The sequence below is a fragment of the Kribbella sp. HUAS MG21 genome, from assembly GCF_040254265.1.
Classification (GTDB): domain Bacteria; phylum Actinomycetota; class Actinomycetes; order Propionibacteriales; family Kribbellaceae; genus Kribbella.
On record NZ_CP158165.1, the window covers coordinates 347697 to 368510 of the forward strand.

Consider the following 20814-nt stretch of genomic DNA (forward strand, 5'->3'; position numbering starts at 1 on the left):
ATGGCGAACGAGACCCTGCGTACCGTCGAGGGCCGCTCGGTCCTGCGGATGGAGCGCCGGCTGCGGCACCCGGCCGAGAAGGTGTGGCGTGCGCTCACCGACCCGGAGCAACTGGTCCACTGGTTCCCGGCCTCGGTGCGGCTGCAGCCGCGCATCGGCGGCACGATCGAGTACTGGATGGACGGCGAACCGGGCGGCGACGGCGAGGTGCTCGAGTTCGACCCGCCGCACGTGTTCGCGATCACCTGGAGCGGCGAAGTACTGCGCTGGGAGCTCCTCCCGGCCGACGACGGCTGCCTGCTGGTCCTCAGTCACACCTTCGACGACCGGTACGGCGCCGCGAGCTTCGGGTCCGGCTGGTCGCTGTGCGTGGACGCGATGGAGCTGCTCCTGGACGGCAAGCCGATCGACATCGCGCCGGACACCGGCGAACTGCACGATCGCTTCGTCGAACTCCTCGGGCTGAACGACGGCTCGGCCGAGCAGACACCGGACGGCTGGGTCGTCCGGTTCGAGCGACAGCTCACGCGCCCCGCCGAAACGGTCTGGCCACACCTGACCGCCGAAGGCACCGTCACCGAACGCTCCGAGCCCAAGGCGCTGGAGTACGAGCAGTCCGACGGCAGGGTCCGATGGGAGCTGACCGAAGGCACCGGTCACGGCGCTCGGCTGATCCTCACCCAGACCGGCCTGAGCAGCCCGGACGATGCCCTCGAAACCTGGCGCGGCCGCCTCGACACCCTGGCGGCCGAGCTCCTCAACGCGCCACGTTGAACCACGACCGCAGGCCCGCGACCCGGCGCAGCACGAGCTGATCGAGCAGCAGTACGGCGAGCAACGAGATCCCGAACAGCGGCAGGAAGACCGCAAGCGCGACAACAAGCACGGCCAGGGCAGGGGTTGCCCGGAGCGGCAGCCGGCCACGCGGCGCACCGAGCGCCCTGCCCTTCGGGCGCCGCCGCCACCACATCAACGGCCCGCTCACACACATGAACAGCACGCCGGCGCAGAAGGCCGCGGTCAACCAGAGGTTCACCGTCCCGAACCGCCGGCCCTCGTGCAGAGCGATCCCCTGCGAGACGACCTTCGCCAGCGCCGGGTAGTCCTGATAGCCGTACGTCGACACGACGCGGCCGCCGTACTGGTCGACGTGCAACGACCGTTCCTTGCCGGGATCCTCGAAGGCGTAGCCGATCGCCGAGAACACGCCTTCGTCGCCGGCCGGCAGCGCGATCGTCATCGGCCGCCGCAACCCGTTGCGGGCCCCGACCTCGATCGCGGTGTCGACGGTGGCGACCGAACGGTGCCCGTCGGCCGGGTTCGAGCGCGGTACGCCGGTCTTGCCGAGACCCCACGGCACCGTGTGGCTGTGCGGCAGCGACTCGTCGAGCGTCGAGGTCGGGTTCGACAGCGCACCCGGATCCTCGCTCCAGAACGACGTACCGCGGCTGGTCGCGAACTCCTGGGTCTTCGCGCCCCAGAACCCCGTCCACGGCAGGCCCGAGACGACGAGGAAGAGCAGCCCGATACCAAGCACGGCGCCCGTGCGGCCGTGCCGCGAGCGCAGTACCGCTCCCGCCGCACCCGCGGCCCGGCGGCGGGCGCGTGCCACCCGGCCGCGGAGGAACAGGTAGTACCCGGTCAGCGCCATCACGATCGCCCAGCAGGCGGCGAGCTCGATCACGTACTCGCCCCAGCGACCGGCCATCAGCTCGCCGTGCAGCAGGATCGCGGCACCGGACAGCGTGCGGTCCGGGTTCAGCGAGCCGAGCACCTTGCCTTCGTACGGGTCCACGAACACGTCGCGCGGTCCGGCCGCGGTGTCCACGGAGAACACCGTCGAGCGGTCCGGTCCGGACGGCTCGGTCATCGACACCACGGTCGACCCCGGGAACGCGGCACGCACCTCGTCGAGCTGCGTCTGGTACGGCTGCGCCACCAGACCGGCGGGCTGCACCACCTTCATCAGATCGGCGTGCAGCACCGGCTCGAGCTGGAACCGGAACAGGTAGATCAGCCCGGTCGCGGCGAGGATCAGCACGACGGGGATGACCAGGAAGCTCGCGTAGAAATGCCACCGCCAGAACGCGCGGAACAGCCCGGTCCCGCGGCGACGCGCCTTGCTGTCCGGCGCATCGGTCCGAGCCTCCACGACAGCCGTCCCGCCCTGTACTCCGCTCACGTCCACTCCTCGTCCGCACGGTCCGCAACACAAGTCGGTCCGGGGCACTGATCAGTTCCCGGTTGTGGTGTGACCCACAGAAGCCGGGGGTGGTCGGCGACGGCCGTCACCGGCGGAATGCGACGATGGTTCGGCCATGGAGCAGACCTGGGGATTCCGAGTCGCGCGGGCCGCGCTGTACGCGGCCACGTCCGTGCTGCTCGCCGCCCTGGGGCACGTGCTGATGTCGGAGGCGGCGCTCCCGTGGTGGGCGCTGCCGATGGCCTTCGGGTGGATCGGCGCGGTCGCGTGGATCGTGGCCGACCGGGAACGCGGCGTACTTTTCGTCGTCGGCGGCACGCTGGTGACCCAGGCAGGACTGCACACGGTGTTCACGCTCGCCCAGTCGATGGGCCCGGCACCGACCCACGGCGGCCACGACGGCCATCAGCTGACCGGTACGTCGTCAGTCGGCATGCTCGCCGCCCACACGCTGGCCGCGCTGCTGTGCGGCCTGTGGCTGGCGTACGGCGAGCGGGCCGCGTTCGCCGTCCTGCGTGCGGTCGTGGTCCGGATCCTGCTGCCGCTACGCCTGATCTCGATGCCGCTGCTGACGGCACATCGGCCTGCCGCGCGTCCGACGTACTCCCCCAGGCTCCTTCGTGACCCGCTGCTGGTCCACAGCATCGTCTCCAGAGGTCCACCCCGCGGAATCGCTGTCGCCTGACAGCACGAACCACCATGCCCTCGCGGCATGGCCCTTCCGCTCGCCGGCGGCGCTTCCGCGCCCGCCGGACTTTGGACTTTCCGAAGGACTCATTGTCATGGCATCTGCCCAGCTCTACGACCCGGACGAAACCTCGACACAGTTGGCCCTGGCCGCCCGCGCCGGCGACCTCGACGCGCTCGATCGCTTCGTCCGTGCCCTGCATCTCGACGTACGGCGGTACGTCGCGCATCTGAGTGGTGACGCGCACTCGGTCGACGACCTCACGCAGGAAACGTTCCTGCGGGCCCTGAAAAGCCTGCCCCGCTTCGAGGGGCGGTCGTCGGCACGGACGTGGCTGCTGTCGATCGCCCGGCGGACCGTCGCCGACGACCTGCGGTACAAGGCATCCCGTCCGCGCATCTCGCGGTACGACTGGCAACTCGCCGCCGAGCAGTCCCAGCCGCGGAACCTTCCGGGCTTCGACGACGGCATCGCACTCGCCGAACTGCTCGACACGTTGCCCGGCGACCGCCGCGAGGTGTTCGTCCTCACCCAACTGGCCGGCGTCCCGTACGCCCAGACCGCAGCGCACCTAGGCTGCCCGATCGGCACCATCCGCTCCCGCGTAGCCCGGGCGCGCACCGCACTGGCGGACCTGCTCGCCGCCTGACCCCGCGCCGGCCGCCTCCCGATCCGGAAGGCGGCCGGCCGGCTGAAGATTGGTGAGCGATCTACGGGGCACCGGGTGGCGAGTGCGTGCCGATCGCGGGACCTTGTCAGCGGCTCCGGGGCAGCAGGTCGGGTCGTTCCTGCGGCTCGTCGTGCCCGGCGCCGCGCTCATCGCGGTCACCTTCGGGCTGGCGCGGTACGGGTACGGGCTCCTGCTGCCGGAGATGCAGTCGGAAGTCGGCATCAGCTCCCACACCGCGGGCCTGATCGCGTCGGGCGCGTACGCGTCGTACCTGGTCACGAACCTCGCGGTCATCTGGCTGACCGTGCGGCTCGGGCCGCGGTGGCCGATCGCGCTCGCCGCGGGGCTCGCCGCGGCCGGGATGACGATGGTCGCCTCGGCGCGCGGTCCCGCGGAGGCGGCCGTCGGCGTCGTCGTGGCCGGCGCGGCCGCCGGCTTCGCGCTCCCGCCGTACGCCGACATCGTCGACCAGGAGGCGCCGCCGTCGCGGCGGCCGCTGGCGTGGTCGATCATCAGCTCGGGCACCGGCCGGGGCGTCGCGGTGGCCGGGCCGGTGGCGGTCGGACTCGGCGACGAGTGGCGCCTCGCGTGGCTGACGTTCGTCGTCCTCGCCGTCGCCGCGGGAATCGTCGCGACAGCGCTCGCGCCGGCGAAGGTACGGCACGAAGGACGCGCCCGGTTGCCGCAGCTGAGCTGGACGTGGTTCGTCTGCCCGAAGTCGCGGCCGCTGCTGTTGTCGTCGGTGCTGATCGGCGCCGGAAGCGCGGTGTGGTGGACGTTCAGCGTCGAGGCGCTCCGCGCCGCGGGACTGTCCGCCGGGCAGGCCCGGTTCGCGTACGCCGTCTGCGGTGTCGCGGCGATCGTTGCCTCGTGGAGCGGTTCGGTGGTCAACCGGATCGGCCTGCGGAACAGCTACCTGGCGTCGTGCGCGCTGCTCGCGGCTGCCCTCGCGCTCGTTGCCCTCGGCACCAGTCAGCTGGTGCTCGTACTGCTGGCCGCACTGCTGTTCGGCGTTGCCTACAACGCCGTCGTCGCGAGCCAAGGCATCTGGAGCGCGCAGGTCTTCGCCCGACGGCCCTCGGCCGGGCTCGCGGCCGTCAGCACTGCGCTGACCCTCGGCACCATCACCGGACCGGCCCTCGCCGGATCAGCCATCCACACGCTCGGCTATACCCGGACGTTACTGGCGGCCGCAGTCGTCGGAGGCGTCGCCGCGTTCTTCTGCCCACCGTCGGCCCGGCGCCGGGAGATCCTCGCGAAGCACCAGTGCCACGCAGCTCCGGTCCGCGACTAACTGCGACCGGTCGTGCTCTCGCGGATCTCGAGGGTGTAGTCCGCGGGGAGCTCCGCGGGCGCGGAGCGGTCGCCGTCCAGGCGGTTCAGCAGCAGTTGTACGGCGTTCTTCGCAATCTGGGTCTTGTCGGGGCTGATCGTGGTGAGGCTCGGAGTGCTGTAGCGGCCGTCCTCGATGTCGTCGAAGCCGACCAGCGCGATGTCCTCGGGCACCCGCAGGCCCCGGCTGAGGATGGTGCGCAGCGCGCCGAGCGCGAGCAGGTCGTTGTAGCAGAAGACCGCGTCGGGCGGCTCCGGAAGGGCGAGCAGGTCCGCCATCGCGGCCGCGCCGTCGGAGCGGTGGAAGAACTCGGTCGGGCGGACGAGCTCCGGGACCACCTCGCGACCGGCCGCCCGCAGCGCGGCCCGGAAGCCCTGCGTCCGGAGCTGACCGGTCTGCCGGGTCTCGTCGAACTGGTCGCCGATCGCCGCGACCCGCTGCCGGCCGAGCTCGACCAGGTGCCGGGTGGCGAGCTCGGCGGCGCCGACGTTGTCGATCATGATGTGGTCGAGCCCGCCCTCGACGACGCGCTCACCGAGCAACACCACCGGCGTCGAGGACGACCGGTTCCGCAGGTCGGCACCACCCAGCGCCAGCGGGTTGAAGATCAGCCCGTCGAACATGGCGGCCCGGTTGCCGCGCATCACCAGCTCGCGCTCGCGGACCGGGTCGCCGTCGGTCTGGTCGACCACGACCGTGTACCCGGCGGCCGCCGCCTGCTCGATGACCGCCCTGGTCAGCTCGGCGAAGTACGGCACGTCGAGCTCGGGCAGCACCAGCGCGATCAGCCCCGACCGGCCGTTGCGCAGGGTCCGGGCGACCGCGTTCGGCTGGTAGCCGAGCTCGTCGAGCGCGCGCTGCACGCGGGCCCGGGTCTCGGGCGCGACCTGCGGGAAGTCGTTCACGACGTTGGACACCGTCCGGACCGAGACGCCGGCCCGCTGAGCGACTTCGCGCAGGGTGGCGGCCACTGTGCACCTCGTTTCGGGGAAGCCTGAAGTCTTGACACTTGCAACGTTGCAAGTCTAGCGTCTCGTCCACAACTTGCAACGTTGCAAGCTCAGCAAAGTCATGAAGGACCGCGACATGACCACACCGCTTTCTCATCCGCTCTCGCGCCGCACCCTGTTCCGGGGTGCGGGCGCCGCCCTGGTGGCCGGCGGCCTCGGCGCCTGCGCCCCCGGCAACACCACCGGCGCCGATCCGCTGCCGAGCAGCAGCGCGACCAAGCCACCGTCCGGCGAGCTCACCATCTGGGACCGCACCGGCGACCTGTACAAGGTCTTCGACAAGGCCATCGCGTCGTTCACCGCGAAGTACCCGCAGGTAAAGGTGAACCACGTGGCCGTCGACATCAACGCGAAGCTCCCGGCGACCCTGATCAGCGGCGCCGGCGTGCCCGACGGCGCGTTCTACGACGACGCGCTGCTGACCGGCGTCGCGCCGCACCTGCACGACCTCAGCCAGCTGATCGAGCAGTACAAGCCCGACATCGCGCCGTACAAGCTCGGCGTGGTGACCGTCGACGGCAAGGTCGTCGCGGTGCCGTGGGACCTCGACCCGGGCCTGCTCTTCTACCGCGAGGACATCGTCACCCAGGCGGGCGTCGATCCCACGAAGCTGGCGACGTACGACGACCTGCTCGGCGCCGCGCGGACCGTGCGGGACAAGTTCCCCGCCGCGAAGCCGATCCACCTCGAGAACGACCAGTTCCTCGCGCAACTGTGGATCGACATGTTCGCGAACCAGCAGGGCGGCGCGATGGTCGGCGCCGACGGCAAGCTCGCGCTCGACTCCGACCCGTACCGCAAGACGCTGACCTGGCTGGACACGGTCCGCGCGCAGGGGCTCGGCACGCTGGCGAAGTACACCCAGCCGACCGATCTGCAGACCCAGGACAACGGCACCCAGGTGTTCGTGCCGTGGGCGCAGTGGTTCGTGTTCGCGCCGCAGCAGTTGCTGAAGGCAAGCAAGGGGAAGTGGCGGGCGACCGCGCTGCCCGCCTGGGAGGCCGGCGGTGCGCGGGCCGGTGTGATGGGCGGGTCGTCGTTTGTCATCCCGGCGAAGGCGAAGAACCCCGAGCTGGCCTGGCGGCTGTACGAGCACCTCGTGTTCAGCAAGGAGGGGTACACCGCGGTCTACGGGAAGAACGACGTGTACCCGCGCGGGCTGAACACCTCGATCCCGTCGTACCTGCCGGCGCTCGACCCGGCCGCCCCGCTGTTCGAGACGATCGACGCGCTCGGCGGTCAGGACCTGTGGAAGGTCGCGGTCGAGGCGGGCAAGCAGGTGCCGGGCGGCTACACGATTCCCACCTGGTGGGGGAAGGCCGTCGACTACTTCGGCGTGAACGTGCAGAAGATGCTGGCCGGCCGGATGAGCCCCGACGAGGTGCTGAAGACGTCCGCGTCCCAGATCCAGAAGAACCTGATGGGACCCAACTGAATGGCGACCCTCACCGAGGCAGCCACGACCCGGCGGTCCGCCCAGCGGACCCGGCGGCCGCGGGTCAAGGCTGCGCCGTACCTGTTCGTCGCGCCGTTCGTGCTGGTGTTCGCGGCGTTCAATGCGTACCCGATCTTCTTCGCGCTGCAGCTGAGCTTCACCAACTGGCACGGCGCCGGCGCGCTGGAGATCATCGGGTTCGCGAACTACCGGTACCTGTTGACCAGCCCGGACTTCTGGCAGTCGATGGCGACCTCGGGTGTGCTGTGGCTGCTGGTCGTCCCGGCGCAGGTGCTGGTCGCCTTGACGATCGCGGTGGCGTTGCGGAAGGCAAGGTTCCGCGGGCTGTTCAGTGCCGCGCTGATCGCGCCGTTCGTGACGCCGCTGGTGGCGATGGCACAGGTGTGGATCATCCTGTTCGACCAGGACTTCGGCGCGGTCAACCACGGCTTGTCGTCGATCGGATTGCCGACAATCGGCTGGCTGACCACCGCCGCCGGGGCGAAGGTGGCCGTCGCGCTGCTCGTGCTGTGGCGAACGACGGGGTACGCCGTGATCTTGTTGATGGCCGGATTGTCGACAATCCCCACGGAGGTGTACGAGGCGGCGCGGATCGACGGCGCGAGCGCCTGGCACCAGTTCTGGTCGATCACCGTGCCGCTGGTGACGCGGACGCTGAGCTTCGTCGTCGTGATCGGCACGCTCACCGTGTTCCAGCTGTTCGCGGAGCCGTACGTCGTGACCGGCGGCGGACCGTTCAACGCGACCCGGACGGCCGGGCTGTACCTCTACAAGCACATCACCAACTCCGACCTCGGGCTCGGCGCGGCGAACTCGATGCTGCTCGTGCTGATGGTGCTGGCGTTGTCGCTGGCGTCGATCCGGCTGCTGCGGTCGAGGGAGGACTCATGAAGCTCGGAGCCGCCGCACGCTACGGCCTGCTCACGGTGGCCGGCGTCGTCAGCCTGGCGCCGCTGCTCTGGATGATGGTCTCGTCGCTCAAACCCGGCGGCGCGATCATCGCGAGCCCGTTCAGCTTCGACCCCGGCCAGCTGACGCTGACCAACTTCCGCTCGATGCTCGAGACGATCCCGATCGGCACCGGCTTCCGGAACACCGCGATCGTCGTGCTGGTCAAGGGCGCGCTGACGATGGTGTTCTGCCCGATGGCGGGGTTCGCGTTCGCGAAGTACGCCTTCCCGGGCAAGCGGCTGCTGTTCGCGACCGTGCTGACCACACTGATGCTGCCGACGCTCGTACTGCTGATCCCGCTGCTGCTGGAGATGAGCCAGCTCGGCTGGGTGAGCACGTTCCAGGCGCTGATCCTGCCGGGGGCGATCGACGCGTTCGGGGTGTTCTGGATGCGCCAGGTGATCATGGCGATCCCGGACGAACTGCTGGACGCCGCGCGCGTCGACGGCGCCGGCGAGCTGCGGATCTTCACGAGCATCGTGGTCCCGGTGATCCGGCCGGGGCTGGCGGCGCTCGGCGTACTGACCTTCATCAACATCTACAACGACTTCGTCTGGCCGGTGGTGGCGGTGAACGACGAGCAGCACCAGACCCTGCAGGTGATGCTCGCGGCACTCGCGCAGAACATCCGCTCGGGTCAGCTCGGCGCCGACTGGACCAGCGTCTGGGGTCAGTTGCTCGCGGCAAGCACCGTGGCCGCGATCCCGGTGCTGATCGTCTTCGTCGTCCTCCAACGGCACCTGATCAAGGGCGTCATGGCCGGCAGCCTGAAGGGCTGAAAGGGAACAACTGTGAACACACCAAGACCCGAATACCCACGTCCGCACTTCGATCGCTCGGAGCGCTGGGTCAACCTCAACGGCGAGTGGGAGTTCGCCCGGAAAGCCGATCGCTTCACCGAGACCATCGTCGTCCCGTTCCCCTGGGAGCACCCCGACTCAGGTGTCAGCGCTCACTGGCTGCCGACCGCCTGGTACCGGCGGCAGCTCCAGCGACCGGAGGATTGGGCCGGCGAGCGGACGATCCTGCACTTCGGTGCCGTCCACCACCACGCGACCGTCTGGGTGAACGGCGACCTCGCGGTCGAGCACGACGGCGGCTACCTGCCGTTCGAGGCGGACATCACCGACCTCCTCGACGCAACCGGCAGCGGCGAGCTCGTCGTACGGGTGGACGCCCCGACCGACAAGCGGTTCATCCCGCACGGGAAGCAGCGCAGCCTGCCGGCCGACGACTACGACGGCTGCGCGTTCACCCCGTCGAGCGGCATCTGGCAGACGGTGTGGCTCGAGCCGCGACCGGCGGCGTACATCTCGCGGCTCGACCTGCGACCGACCGACGCGCTGGACGGCATCGAGGTCACCCTCACCGGGCCGTCGCCGGTGCGGATCGAGATCCCGGGCGTCGCGGTCCAGGAGTACGACGACTGGCCAGGGACGGCGACGGTGCCGATTCCCCAGCCGCGCTTGTGGAGCGTCGACGATCCGCATGTCTACGACGTCGTCGTGACAGCAGGCGAGGACACGGTCCGCGGCTACACCGGCCTGCGCAAGGTCGAGTGGCACGGCGGCACGCTCGCGGTGAACGGCGTACCGACGTACGTGCGGGGTGTGCTCGACCAGGGGTTCTGGCCGACGGGCGGGCACACGGCGCCGAGCGACGAGGCACTGCGGCGGGACCTGGAGCTGGCGCGGGCCGCGGGGTTCAACCTGGTACGGAAACACATCAAGCTGGAGGATCCGCGCTGGCTGTACTGGGCCGACCGGCTCGGGATGCTGGTCTGGGCCGAGCCGCCGTCGACGGGACGTTTCACGCCGGAGGCCGTCGCCGCGTTCGAGGACGTCACGGCCGGGATGGTCGCGCGCGACGGCAGCCATCCGAGCATCGTGATCTGGGGCGGCTACAACGAGGAGTGGGGCCTGGACTGGGACGTCCCGGGCGATCCCGCGAAGCAGGACGCCGTACGGCGTGCCTACCGGATCATCCGGGACGCGGATCCGACGCGGCCGGTCGTCGACAACTCGGGCTGGGCGCACGTCGAGACCGACCTGGTCGACTGGCACTACTACGACGAGAACGTCGGGTCGTGGGCCGCCATCGTCGACCGGCTGATCAACACCGCCGACGGACGCTTCCCGGTGCGGCTCGGGCCGGAGTTCGTGGCCGAGAAAGCGATCGCCGCGCCCGGGTTCGACGGCACCGACAAGGTGCAGCTGAACGGAGAGTACGGCGGCGGGTCGACGAGCGTGGAGCGTGGCTGGCACCTGCGGTGGCAGACCCAGGAGCTGCGTCGGCACCCGCGGAACGCCGGCTACATCTACACGGAGCTGTACGACATCGAGCACGAGACGGTCGGCGTCTACACGTACGACCGGCGTACCAAGGACCTCGGCGGTGTGGTGCCGTCCGACGTCCACGCCGAGACCGTGCTGATCGTCGACGTGACGCCGGACCGACCAGGTCGCGATCTGGTGGTGCCGACCGGCCGATCGATCGTCGTACCGGTCCGCGTCTCCCACCACGGACGGGATCCACTGCTCGGGACCCTGCACTGGTCGCTCGGTGACGCGTCCGGTACCGCGCCGGTCGACGCCAAGCCGTTCGCGGTCACGGACGCGATCGAACTGACCTTGCCGGCCACTGCCGGTCGCCTGCTGCTCTGGGCCACCGACGCGGCCGGCGCCGTGGTCGCCCGCACCGCCGTCGACCTCGCCGACTGAACTCGACCGGCAACTCGACCGGCAACTCGACCGGCACCGACTGAACTCGCCGGGGCTCCGGCCCCGGCGCTCGGGGAAGAACCTTCGCTCGACTCAACCGCCCTATGTCAGAGGAGGATCATGTCCACCGTCACCCGACTGCTGGCTGCTGCGGGCCTGCTCGCAGCAGCCCTGGTGTCGACGCCGGCCACCGCACCAGCGATGGCGGCCCCACCGGGCAACGTGCTCTACAGCCCGAACCTGTCCACCTTCCCGACCGCCGACGCCAGCTACCCGCGGGCGATCCGGCTCGACCACGACGGCAACGGCGGCCGGACCGTGCTCGCGACCTTTGCCCGGCGCAACGAATCCGGGCCGAGCAACTTCCCGGTGTTCCGCAGTACCGACGGCGGAGCCACGTTCGGCGCGAGCCCGATCAGCACGATCACCTCGAACACACCGGGCTGGGATCTCGGCGCGCCGGTGATCTACGAGGTCCCCCGGACCGCTAACGGCCTGAACGCCGGCGACCTGCTCGCCTCCGGGACGGCCTGGGACGAGGGCAACTTCACCGCGCAGAAGGTCGAGGTCTTCAAGAGCACCGACCGCGGCGCCAGCTGGAAGTACGTCTCCACCTGCACCCAGACCAGCGGGCAGCCGAACACCATCGGTCACGGGATCTGGGAGCCGTGGTTCCTGCTCGCGCCGAACAACACGCTCGCCTGCTTCATCTCCGACGAGCGGCCGGCCGGCTCGCCGACCAACAACCAGATCATCGGCCACTACACCTCGACCAACGGCGGCGTGACCTGGAGCTCGAGCATCACGACCGACATCGCGTTCCCCGCCGACAACCTCGCCCGCCCGGGGATGTCGATCATCACGCCGTTGCCGAACGGCCAGTTCCTGATGACGTACGAGCTGTGCCGCGACGCGACCAACGCCGACCACGCCTGCGAGGTGTACGTCAAGACCAGCCCGGACGGACTCAACTGGGCGCCGACGAACAGCCCCGGCACCCTCGCCCAGACGAACGACGGCCGGCACCTGCTGCACACGCCGTACGTCGCCTGGATCCCCGGCGGCGGTCCGAACGGCACCCTGCTGCTCTCCGGCCAGCGCGTGGTCACCGGGCCGACCGGCAACAAGGCTGTGATGGCCGAGTCCGGATCGGTGCTGTTGGCAAACACCTCGCTCGGTGCCGGGACCTGGACCGAGCTGGAGGCGCCCGTCAACGTCAACCCCACAGGCGGGTACGGCGCCGGCGTGCCGAGCTGCCCCGGCTACAGCTCGCCGATCGTCCCGTCGAGCAACGGTACGTCGTTCCTCTACCTGGCGGCGACCTGGCTCGGGACCGGGAACCAGTGCCAGGTGCGCTTCGGGATCGGAGTCGTCGGCGGCCCGACCGGCGCGATCACCGGACCGGCCGCGGCGGGCAAGTGCCTCGACGTCGACCACAACACCGCGGTCAGCGGCAACGCCGTACAACTCTGGACCTGCGGTGCCGTCCCCGGCCAGCAGTGGACGATGATGGCCGACGGCACCATCCGCGCGTTCGGCAAGTGCCTGGACATCGTCGGCAACGGCACGGCGAACTTCACCAAGGTCCAGCTCTGGGACTGCGGACCCGCCGGCGGACAACAATGGCGCCCCCAGGCGAACGGCTCGCTCCGCAACCCCCAGTCCGGCCGCTGCCTCGACAGCCCCGGCGGCGCGACGGCGGATGGCACCGACCTGCAGATCTACGATTGCAACGGTCTCGACCCGCAGAAGTGGAACCTGCCCGGGTTCCCGACCGGCCCGATCACCGGACCGGCCGCGGCCGGCAAGTGTGTCGACGTCGACACCAACACCCCGACGTCCGGGAACCTCGTCCAGCTGTGGACCTGCAACGGCGTCCCCGGCCAGCAGTGGACGGTCTCCCCCGACGGCCGGATCCGCGCCTTCGGCAAGTGCCTGGACATCGTCGGCAACGGTACGGCGAACTTCACCAAGGTCCAGCTCTGGGACTGCGGGACCGCCGGCGGGCAGCTCTGGCAACCACAACCCAACGGAGCGTTGCTGAACCCGCAGTCCGGTCGCTGCCTGGACAGCCCCGGCGGCGCGACCGCCGACGGGACCGACCTGCAGATCTACGACTGCAACGGCCTCGACCCGCAGAAGTGGAGGGTCCCGGTCTAGGCACCTCTTGACAGTCCGGACGCGCGGCACTTAATTTGTCTCTAAATTTAGTGCCGAAGTAAGTCCGGAGGCGGTTGTGAGCGGTCAGAGCTCGCGGGGTGACGTGGTGCCGTCGAGCATCGTGGCGTTGCTCGGCACCGGGGGGCCGACGGCGCGGACGGCGATCGCGCGGCGGCTCGGCCTGAGCCCGGCGACGGTCACGCAGGTCACGAAGGACCTGATCGCCCGCGGCATCGTCGAAGAACTCGAATCCGTCCCGTCGAACGGCGGCCGGCCCGCGCGCCTGCTCGGGCTGGTCAGCCGGGCCGGCGTCGCGCTCGGCGCGAAGGTCACCGCGGACCACGTCGCCGTCGTCACGGCCGAACTGGACGGCACCGTGCGCGCGTCCGTCTCGCACCCGTTCGACCCGGGTGCGGCGGACGCGCTCGACCGCCTGGGCCGGATCCTGACCGCGGAAGTCGCGGGCCTCGACGACAACCTGCTCGGCGTCGGTGTCGGCGTACCCGGTGCGGTCGACTCGCAGGCGTCCGGGATCGTCGACGCGCCGACTCTCGGCTGGCGCGCCGCCAAGGTCGGCCCGATCCTGCGCCAGGCCGTCGGTACGCCGGTGCTCGTCGACAACGACGTGAACACGCTGGCCGCCGCCGAGCGGCTGTACGGCATCGGCCGCGAGCACTCGTCGTACCTGGTGGTCACCATCGGTCGCGGCATCGGCTGCGGGATCGTCGTCGACGGCGGCATCTACCGCGGCGCGAACGGCGGCGCCGGCGAGATCGGCCACATCCCCGTCTGGGCCGCGGGCACCGACCAGCCGCCGTGCACGTGCGGCTCCACCGGTTGCCTGGAGGCCTACATCGGCGCCGACGGCCTGGTCCGTACGGCGCGCAGTCGTGGCGCGCTCGGCGCCCGCGGCACCGCCACCGCTCTGTTGCGCGCTGCAACCAACGGCGACGAGGCGGCCCGCGCCGTCTACGCGGACGCGGGCGACCTGCTCGGCCGGGCGCTGGCCGGGATCATCCACACGGTCGACCCGGAGGTCGTCGTACTGCTGGGTGAAGGAGTCGACGGCTGGGAGTTCTGGCAGCCCGGGTTCGAGCCGTCGTTCCGGCGGTCGTTGCTGCCGGCCCGCAAGGACGTGCCCGTGGTGGTCGAGCCGTGGACGGAGGACCAGTGGGCGCGCGGAGCCGCGTCGCTGGTGCTGGCGGCGCCGTTCGACGCGGGGAACGGCGGCGAGCAGAGCCGGATGGTCCGCGCCAAGCTGGGGGCGTCGTGAGTACGTCGACGCTCGCCCGGCCGAAGCCCCGGCAGTCGCAGCAGCCGGCCGCGAAACGCCGTACGACGAGCTGGAAGAAGCTCGGGTGGGTGCTGTTCTTCCTGCTGCCGAGCGCGATCCCGTTGACGCTGTTCACGCTCGTGCCGATGGTGTCGTCGCTGTGGGTCAGCCTGCACAAGTGGAACCTGATCTCCCCGATGGAGTGGGTCGGGCTGGACAACTACGCCAACCTGCTCACCGACCCGATGACGCGCCGCGTCTTCCTGCACACGCTGATCTACGTCGCCGGCTACCTGCCGCTGGTGTACGCCGGTGGTCTCGGCCTGGCGCTCGTGCTCAACCAGAAGCTGAAGGGCCGCGCGTTCCTGCGGGCGACGTACTTCCTGCCGGTCGTGACCAGCTGGGTCGTCGTCGCGCTGGTCTGGAAGTGGCTGCTCAACCCCGCGAACGGCCTGGTCAACCAGGTCCTCGGCGCGGTCGGGCTGCCGACGCCCGGCTGGTGGACCGATCCGCAGTGGGCGCTGCCGGCGGTGATCCTGTCCTCGGCCTGGAAGGACCTCGGGTTCGTGATGGTAATCCTGCTCGCCGGGCTGCAGGCGATCCCGTCGGACGTCTACGAGGCCGCGCTGGTGGACGGCGCGAGCGCCTGGCAGCGGTTCTGGCGGATCACGCTGCCGCTGCTGTCGCCGTCGACGTTCTTCGTCGTGGTGATCTCGCTGATCAACGGCTTCCAGGTCTTCGACCAGGTGTACGTGATGACCGGAGGCGGCCCGTCCGGAGCCAGCCAGGTCGTCGTCGGGCAGATCTACGACCTGACCTTCCGGTACGGCCGGGCCGGTGAGGCGTCGGCGCTGTCCTGGATCCTGTTCGCGGTCATCCTCGTGATCACGGTGGTGCAGATCCGCGGCCAGCGGAAGTGGGTGCACTATGCGTAGGTTCGCGCTGTACGCCGCCGTTCTGGTGGGCGCGGCGATCATGCTGTTCCCGTTCCTCTGGACGGTGATCACGTCGATCACACCCGAAGGATCGCTGGCCGACGGCCCGACACTGATCGTCGACAACCCGACGCTCGACGCCTACCGCACGCTGCTGGACGCGATGCCGATCTGGCGGATCCTGGTCAACTCGCTGCTGATCGCGCTCGCCTCGACCGTCTTCCAGCTGATCACCGGCGCGATGGCGGCGTACGGCTTCGCGCGGCTGCAGTTCCCGTTGAAGAACGTGATCTTCGGCTGCTACCTGGCGACGCTGATGGTGCCGCTGCAGGTGCTCGTCGTACCGCTGTTCATCGAGATGAAGACGCTGAACCTGCAGGACACGTACTTCGCCCTGCTGGCGCCGACGATCGCGTCCGCGTTCGGGGTGTTCCTGCTCCGGCAGGCCGTGACCGCCGTACCGACCGAGCTCGACGAGGCGGCCACCATCGACGGCGCCGGGCACCTGCGGATCTTCACCACGATCGTGCTGCCGCTGATCCGGCCCGCGCTGGCGACCGTCGCGGTGTTCGCGTTCATGGGCAGCTGGAACAGCTTCCTCTGGCCGCTGGTGGTGATCCGGTCGCCGGAGTTCATGACGCTGCCGCTCGGGCTGTCCACGCTGCAGGGCCAGTTCACCACCCAGTGGGACGTCGTGATGGCCGGCTCGGTCGTCTCGATCGTCCCGATCGCCATCGTCTACCTGCTCGCGCAGCGCCACATCATCGCCGGTGTCGCACACACCGGCATCAAGTAGGAGGGGACTTCCACCATGCGTCTACCCACGCGTCTATTCAGGTACGCCGCCGCCGGTCTGGCCGGGGCGCTCGCGCTGACCGCCTGCGGGCAGGGCTCCGCGACCAAGGAGGCCGCCGCGCCGGACGGTAAGGCGGTCGTGCGGTACATGAACTTCTCGGCCAACGACGGCCACGAGAAGGACCTGACCGCGATCGTGAACGCGTTCCAGGCGGCCAACCCGGACATCACCGTCCAGGTCGAGACCGTGCCGTACGCCGACTACTTCACCAAGCTGCAGACCGCGGTCGCGGGCGGTACGGCGGCTGACGCGTTCGAGCTCAACTACGAGAACTTCGTGACGTACGCGAAGAACGGCTCGCTGGCCGAGCTGCAGAACGTCGACCCCTCGGTCTACAAGAAGACGCTGTACGACGCGTTCAACGCCGACGGCAAGCAGTTCGGCGTACCGGAGTCGTTCTCGAACGTCGTGCTGTTCTACAACAAGACGCTGTTCAAGCAGGCCGGCGTGGCCGAGCCGACGGCGGATTGGACTTGGAAGGACGAGCAGGCCGCGGCCGCCAAGCTGACCAACAAGGCGACGAAGACCTGGGGCGACTACCAGCCGGTGTCGTACAACGAGTTCTACAAGGTGCTCGCGCAGAACGGCGGCGAGTTCCTGAACGCGGACCGGACCGAGGCGACGTTCAATTCGCCGCAGGGTGTCGAGGCCGCGAACTTCCTGATCGGCAAGGTCGGCAAGACGATGCCGACCGAGGCCGACGGCGCCGGGACGCCGGACTTCGACTCGAAGCTGTTCAAGTCCGGGAAGCTCGCGATGTGGCACACCGGGATCTGGATGTTCTCGGCGCTGGCCGACGCGAAGTTCGAGTGGGACGTGGTGGTCGAGCCGGGGAACACGGCGAAGGCGTCGGCGATGTTCGCGAACGGGCTCGTGGTGAACGCAGCGTCGAAGAACGTCGCGGCCGCGCAGAAGTGGATCACGTTCCTGGCGTCGTCGGACGAGACGACCAAGATCCGGCTCGCGTCCTCGTGGGAGCTGCCGCCGGTCGCCGACGAGTCCAAGCTCAAGCCGTACCTCGACCAGCCGAAGCCGGCGAACCGCGAGGCCGTGTTCACCGCGCTGGAGCAGCCGGTGCTGCCGCCGGTCATCGAACGGCAGCAGGAGATGCAGGACGCGGTCACCCAGGAGCTGACGTCCGCCGCGGCCGGCCGCAAGACCGTCGAGAAGGCGCTCGCCGACGCACAATCCAAGGTGAACGGGCTGCTGAAGAAGTGAAGAAAAGAACAGAAGAACCCGCCCCCTCGCTTCGCTCGGGGGCGGGGGGAAAGGTCGGTCGACTGCGTGCGCTGGCGGAGTACAGCCACGCGGTCATCACCCGGCATCAGGATCCTGGCGGCGCGTACCCGGCCGCGCCGACGTTCTCGGCGTACAAGGGGTATGCCTGGCTGCGCGACGGATCCTTCACCGCGGAAGGCATCTCGCGGTACGGCGACGTCGCGTCGGCCGACCGGTTCCACGACTGGGCCGACCGGATCCTGCAGAAGCGACGGGCTCAGGTAGACGAGCTGTGCGCGGCCGTCGCCCGGGGTGAGCGGCCGCCGGACGCCGCGATGTTGCCGACCCGGTTCACGTTCGACGGCGCGGACGGTTCCGATCCGTGGTGGGACTTCCAGACCGACGGCTACGGCATGTGGCTGTGGTCGGTCGTCACGCACGCGGACCGGCACGGCCTCGACGTCGAGCGGTGGCGGGGCGGGATCGACGTCGCGGTCGACTACCTGGTCGCGTTCTGGGACCGGCCCTGCTACGACTGGTGGGAGGAGCATGTCGAGGAACGGCACGTGTCCACCCTCGGCGCGATATACGGCGGGCTGGTCGCGATCGCGCCGTACACGTCGGTCGACGTACTGGAAGTTGCCGCTGGCATCCGTTCGCTCGTTTCGTCCGAAGGCATGCTGGACGGGCATCTGACCAAGTGGCTCGGGTCGACGGCGGTGGACGGCTCGTTGCCGGCCTGCGTCGTACCGTTCGGGCTGGTGTCGGGCGAGGTCGGTACGGCGACGCTCGCCGCCGTGCAACGGGACCTGGACGTCGACGGCGGCGTCCACCGGTTCACTGCCGACGTGTTCTACGGCGGCGGGCAGTGGATCCTGCTGTCCGCGTTGCTCGGCTGGAACCTGGCCGCCGCCGGGGACACCGACGGCGCCTGGCGGTACCTGCGCTGGATCGCCGAGCAGGCGACACCGGACGGCGACCTGCCCGAGCAGGTACCCCACCACCTGCTGCACCCCGGATCGCGCGACGAGTGGATCGAGCGCTGGGGCACCGTCGCCACTCCCCTGCTGTGGTCCCACGGCATGTACCTGATCCTGGCCGACGAGCTCGGCATCCTCGAGAAGAAGGTCTGATGATCACGCATCGCCCGCATGGCATCGAGCACCCGTACGCCAACTCCCCCGACCAGCGTGTCCCGGTCCTGCCGCTGGTCGGCGAACCGGTCCGGCTGGGCGTCATCGCCCCGCCCGGTGCCACGTCGGTCGTGTGTGAATGGGGTACGAAGACCCTCGAGTTGGCGCCCGCGACGACGGCCGCGGCCGATGCGGCGGCGCTGGCCGGCGGCGAAGGGCACCTCAGCGAGGCGCAGGCGAAGTCGCTGGGCTCCGACGACGGGTGGACGGTGGTGACCCCGCCGATCACAGAGCCGGTGCGCTACCGCTTCCGCGCGGGCCACGAGACCACCGAGTGGTTCGAGGTCGCGCCGGCGGCGTGGGTCGCCGAGGGCGGCGAGGTCCGGGGCGGCGAAGGCCGGGTGCGGGACGTCGAGTGGCTGGTGTCGGCGGCGGGCGTGCACCGGGCGCGGTTCCGGTTGCCGCTGAGCGCGGGCGATCATCTGGTCGGGTTCGGGGAGCGGTACGACGCGCTGGACCAGCGCGGGAAGCACCTCGACGCCGTGGTGTTCGAGCAGTACAAGGCGCAGGGTGTCCACGGGCGGACGTACCTCCCGATGCCGTTCGCGCACGTGGTCGGCGCGAACGGCAGCTGGGGGTTCCACGTCCGGACGTCCCGGCGTACCTGGTTCTCCTCGGACGAGCAGGCGCTGACGGTCGAAGTTGCCTTGGGCGACGAACCGGTGGTCGACCTGGGTGTCTACGAGGGCTCGCCGACCGAGGTGCTGACCGCGTTCCTCGACGAGGTCGGACGGGCGGAGGAGCTGCCGGACTGGGTGTTCCGGTTGTGGGCCTCGGGCAACGAATGGAACACCCAGGAGCTGGTGATGGCGCGGATGGACGCGCATCGCGACCTGGACATCCCCGTCGGCACGGTCGTGATCGAGGCCTGGAGCGACGAGGAGGGCATCACGATCTGGCGCGACGCGCAGTACGACGTCACGCCCGACGGCAGTGCCCACAAGGCGTCCGACTTCACGTACCCGGCCGACGGCGCCTGGCCGGCGCCGCGGGCGATGATCGACGAGCTGCACGCCCGCGGGATCAAGGTGATCCTGTGGCAGATCCCGTTGCAGAAGAGCGAGTTCAGCGCCGGGCAGGTCGCCGCGGACGCCGACGCGATGGTGCGCGAGGGGCACGCGGTGCTCGAGGCGGACGGTACGGCGTACCACAACCGCGGCTGGTGGTTCCCGCAGGCGCTGATGCCGGACCTGTCCGTGCAGCGCACCCGCGACTGGTGGACCGAGAAGCGGCGGTACCTGGTCGAGGACTTCGACGTCGACGGATTCAAGACCGACGGCGGCGAGCACGCGTGGGGTCACGACCTCCGGTACGCCGACGGCCGCCGGGGCGACGAGGGCAACAATCTGTTCCCGGTGCACTACGCGCGAGCCTTCGGTGATCTGCTGCGGTCCGCGGGGAAGGCGCCGGTGACGTTCTCGCGCGCGGGCTTCACCGGCTCGCAGGCGCACGGGATCTTCTGGGCGGGTGACGAGGACTCGACCTGGGAGGCCTTCCGGTCGTCGATCACGGCCGGGCTGACCGCGGCCTCGTGCGGCATCGTGTACTGGGGCTGGGACCTGGCCGGCTTCTCGGGTCCGGTGCCGGACGCGGAGCTGTACCTACGGGCCACCGCGGCGTCGACGTTCCTGCCGATCATGCAGTACCACTCGGAGTTCAACCACCATCAGCTCCCGCTCCGCGACCGCACCCCGTGGCACGTCGCGGAGACCACCGGCGACGAGCGCGTCGTACCGGTCTTCCGTGCGTACGCCGTACTGCGGGAGAAGCTCGTGCCCTACCTGGCCGCGGAGGCCGCGAAGGCGATCGCCACCGACCGCCCGCTGCTGCGGCCGCTGTTCTTCGACCACGCGGACGATCCGGAGATCTGGAACCACCCGCACCAGTACTTCCTCGGCGACGACCTCCTCGTCAACCCGGTGCTGGAGCCGGGCGCGAGCACGTGGACGACGTACCTGCCCGAAGGCACCTGGTACGACGCCTGGACCGGCGCTTCTGTCCCGAACGGCCTGGTCACCCGGGACGTGCCGATCGACGTCATCCCTGTCTACACGCGGATCCCGCGGTGGACCCTCACCGAAGGAGCACCACACCGGTAACGTGCCGTTCATTGCTCGCTCCGGTCCCGTTCGGGTGGCCTTTCTACGG

17 protein-coding genes are annotated in these 20814 nt (G+C 70.0%); 15 read left to right on the forward strand and 2 right to left on the reverse strand.

The features are described 5' to 3' along the window. On the forward strand, positions 1–774 hold the full coding sequence (locus tag ABN611_RS01590; protein WP_350277927.1) for an SRPBCC family protein: 774 nt from the start codon (positions 1–3) through the stop codon (positions 772–774). Here ABN611_RS01590 and ABN611_RS01595 read toward each other — a convergent pair. Next, positions 758–2182 carry a PepSY domain-containing protein gene (locus tag ABN611_RS01595; protein WP_350277928.1) on the reverse strand — a complete coding sequence of 475 codons (1425 nt, stop codon included), beginning with the start codon at positions 2180–2182 and terminating at the stop codon, positions 758–760. The two genes, ABN611_RS01590 and ABN611_RS01595, sit on opposite strands and share 17 nt — an antisense overlap. A 136-nt stretch (positions 2183–2318) precedes the next feature. On the opposite strand from ABN611_RS01595, the gene ABN611_RS01600 reads away from it, so the two are divergent. The 3 genes from ABN611_RS01600 (at position 2319) to ABN611_RS01610 (ending at position 4855) form a co-directional block, all read left to right on the forward strand. Further along, positions 2319–2888 (forward strand): hypothetical protein, encoded by a 570-nt coding sequence (locus ABN611_RS01600; RefSeq protein WP_350277929.1) that lies wholly within the window; start codon positions 2319–2321, stop codon positions 2886–2888. 97 nt (positions 2889–2985) lie between these two features. Further along, entirely contained in the window at positions 2986–3540 is a 555-nt protein-coding gene (locus tag ABN611_RS01605) for a sigma-70 family RNA polymerase sigma factor (RefSeq protein ID WP_350277930.1), read from the forward strand. Between the two features lie 82 nt (positions 3541–3622). Then, positions 3623–4855 carry an MFS transporter gene (locus tag ABN611_RS01610; RefSeq protein WP_350277931.1) on the forward strand — a complete coding sequence of 411 codons (1233 nt, stop codon included), beginning with the start codon at positions 3623–3625 and terminating at the stop codon, positions 4853–4855. Here ABN611_RS01610 and ABN611_RS01615 read toward each other — a convergent pair. Further along, the gene (locus ABN611_RS01615) at positions 4852–5865 is read right to left on the reverse strand and encodes a LacI family DNA-binding transcriptional regulator (protein ID WP_350277932.1); all 1014 of its coding nucleotides are present in this window, start codon (positions 5863–5865) and stop codon (positions 4852–4854) included. The two genes, ABN611_RS01610 and ABN611_RS01615, sit on opposite strands and share 4 nt — an antisense overlap. Before the next feature lie 115 nt (positions 5866–5980). On the opposite strand from ABN611_RS01615, the gene ABN611_RS01620 reads away from it, so the two are divergent. From ABN611_RS01620 to ABN611_RS01670, 11 genes are all read left to right on the forward strand, one after another. Further along, positions 5981–7339, forward strand: a complete 1359-nt coding sequence (locus ABN611_RS01620; protein ID WP_350277933.1) for a sugar ABC transporter substrate-binding protein — start codon at positions 5981–5983, stop codon at positions 7337–7339. Beyond that, positions 7340–8251, forward strand: a complete 912-nt coding sequence (locus ABN611_RS01625; RefSeq protein ID WP_350277934.1) for a sugar ABC transporter permease — start codon at positions 7340–7342, stop codon at positions 8249–8251. Further along, positions 8248–9090 carry a carbohydrate ABC transporter permease gene (locus ABN611_RS01630; RefSeq protein WP_350277935.1) on the forward strand — a complete coding sequence of 281 codons (843 nt, stop codon included), beginning with the start codon at positions 8248–8250 and terminating at the stop codon, positions 9088–9090. The genes ABN611_RS01625 and ABN611_RS01630 overlap by 4 nt, the downstream gene beginning before the upstream one ends. A 12-nt stretch (positions 9091–9102) precedes the next feature. After that, positions 9103–11031: a sugar-binding domain-containing protein gene (locus ABN611_RS01635; RefSeq protein ID WP_350277936.1), complete on the forward strand. Its 1929-nt coding sequence runs from the start codon at positions 9103–9105 to the stop codon at positions 11029–11031. Between the two features lie 120 nt (positions 11032–11151). Next, the gene (locus ABN611_RS01640) at positions 11152–13191 is read left to right on the forward strand and encodes a ricin-type beta-trefoil lectin domain protein (RefSeq protein WP_350277937.1); all 2040 of its coding nucleotides are present in this window, start codon (positions 11152–11154) and stop codon (positions 13189–13191) included. 76 nt (positions 13192–13267) lie between these two features. After that, entirely contained in the window at positions 13268–14464 is a 1197-nt protein-coding gene (locus ABN611_RS01645) for an ROK family protein (protein WP_350277938.1), read from the forward strand. Further along, positions 14461–15399, forward strand: a complete 939-nt coding sequence (locus tag ABN611_RS01650; protein ID WP_350277939.1) for a sugar ABC transporter permease — start codon at positions 14461–14463, stop codon at positions 15397–15399. The genes ABN611_RS01645 and ABN611_RS01650 overlap by 4 nt, the downstream gene beginning before the upstream one ends. Continuing rightward, positions 15392–16195 carry a carbohydrate ABC transporter permease gene (locus ABN611_RS01655; protein ID WP_350277940.1) on the forward strand — a complete coding sequence of 268 codons (804 nt, stop codon included), beginning with the start codon at positions 15392–15394 and terminating at the stop codon, positions 16193–16195. Before ABN611_RS01650 ends, ABN611_RS01655 begins: the two co-directional genes overlap by 8 nt. Positions 16196–16210: 15 nt before the next feature. Continuing rightward, positions 16211–17473 carry a sugar ABC transporter substrate-binding protein gene (locus ABN611_RS01660; RefSeq protein WP_350277941.1) on the forward strand — a complete coding sequence of 421 codons (1263 nt, stop codon included), beginning with the start codon at positions 16211–16213 and terminating at the stop codon, positions 17471–17473. Next, positions 17470–18606 carry a glycoside hydrolase family 15 protein gene (locus ABN611_RS01665; protein ID WP_350277942.1) on the forward strand — a complete coding sequence of 379 codons (1137 nt, stop codon included), beginning with the start codon at positions 17470–17472 and terminating at the stop codon, positions 18604–18606. Before ABN611_RS01660 ends, ABN611_RS01665 begins: the two co-directional genes overlap by 4 nt. Further along, the gene (locus ABN611_RS01670; RefSeq protein WP_350277943.1) at positions 18606–20765 is read left to right on the forward strand and encodes a TIM-barrel domain-containing protein; all 2160 of its coding nucleotides are present in this window, start codon (positions 18606–18608) and stop codon (positions 20763–20765) included. Before ABN611_RS01665 ends, ABN611_RS01670 begins: the two co-directional genes overlap by 1 nt. Positions 20766–20814 lie beyond the last annotated feature (49 nt).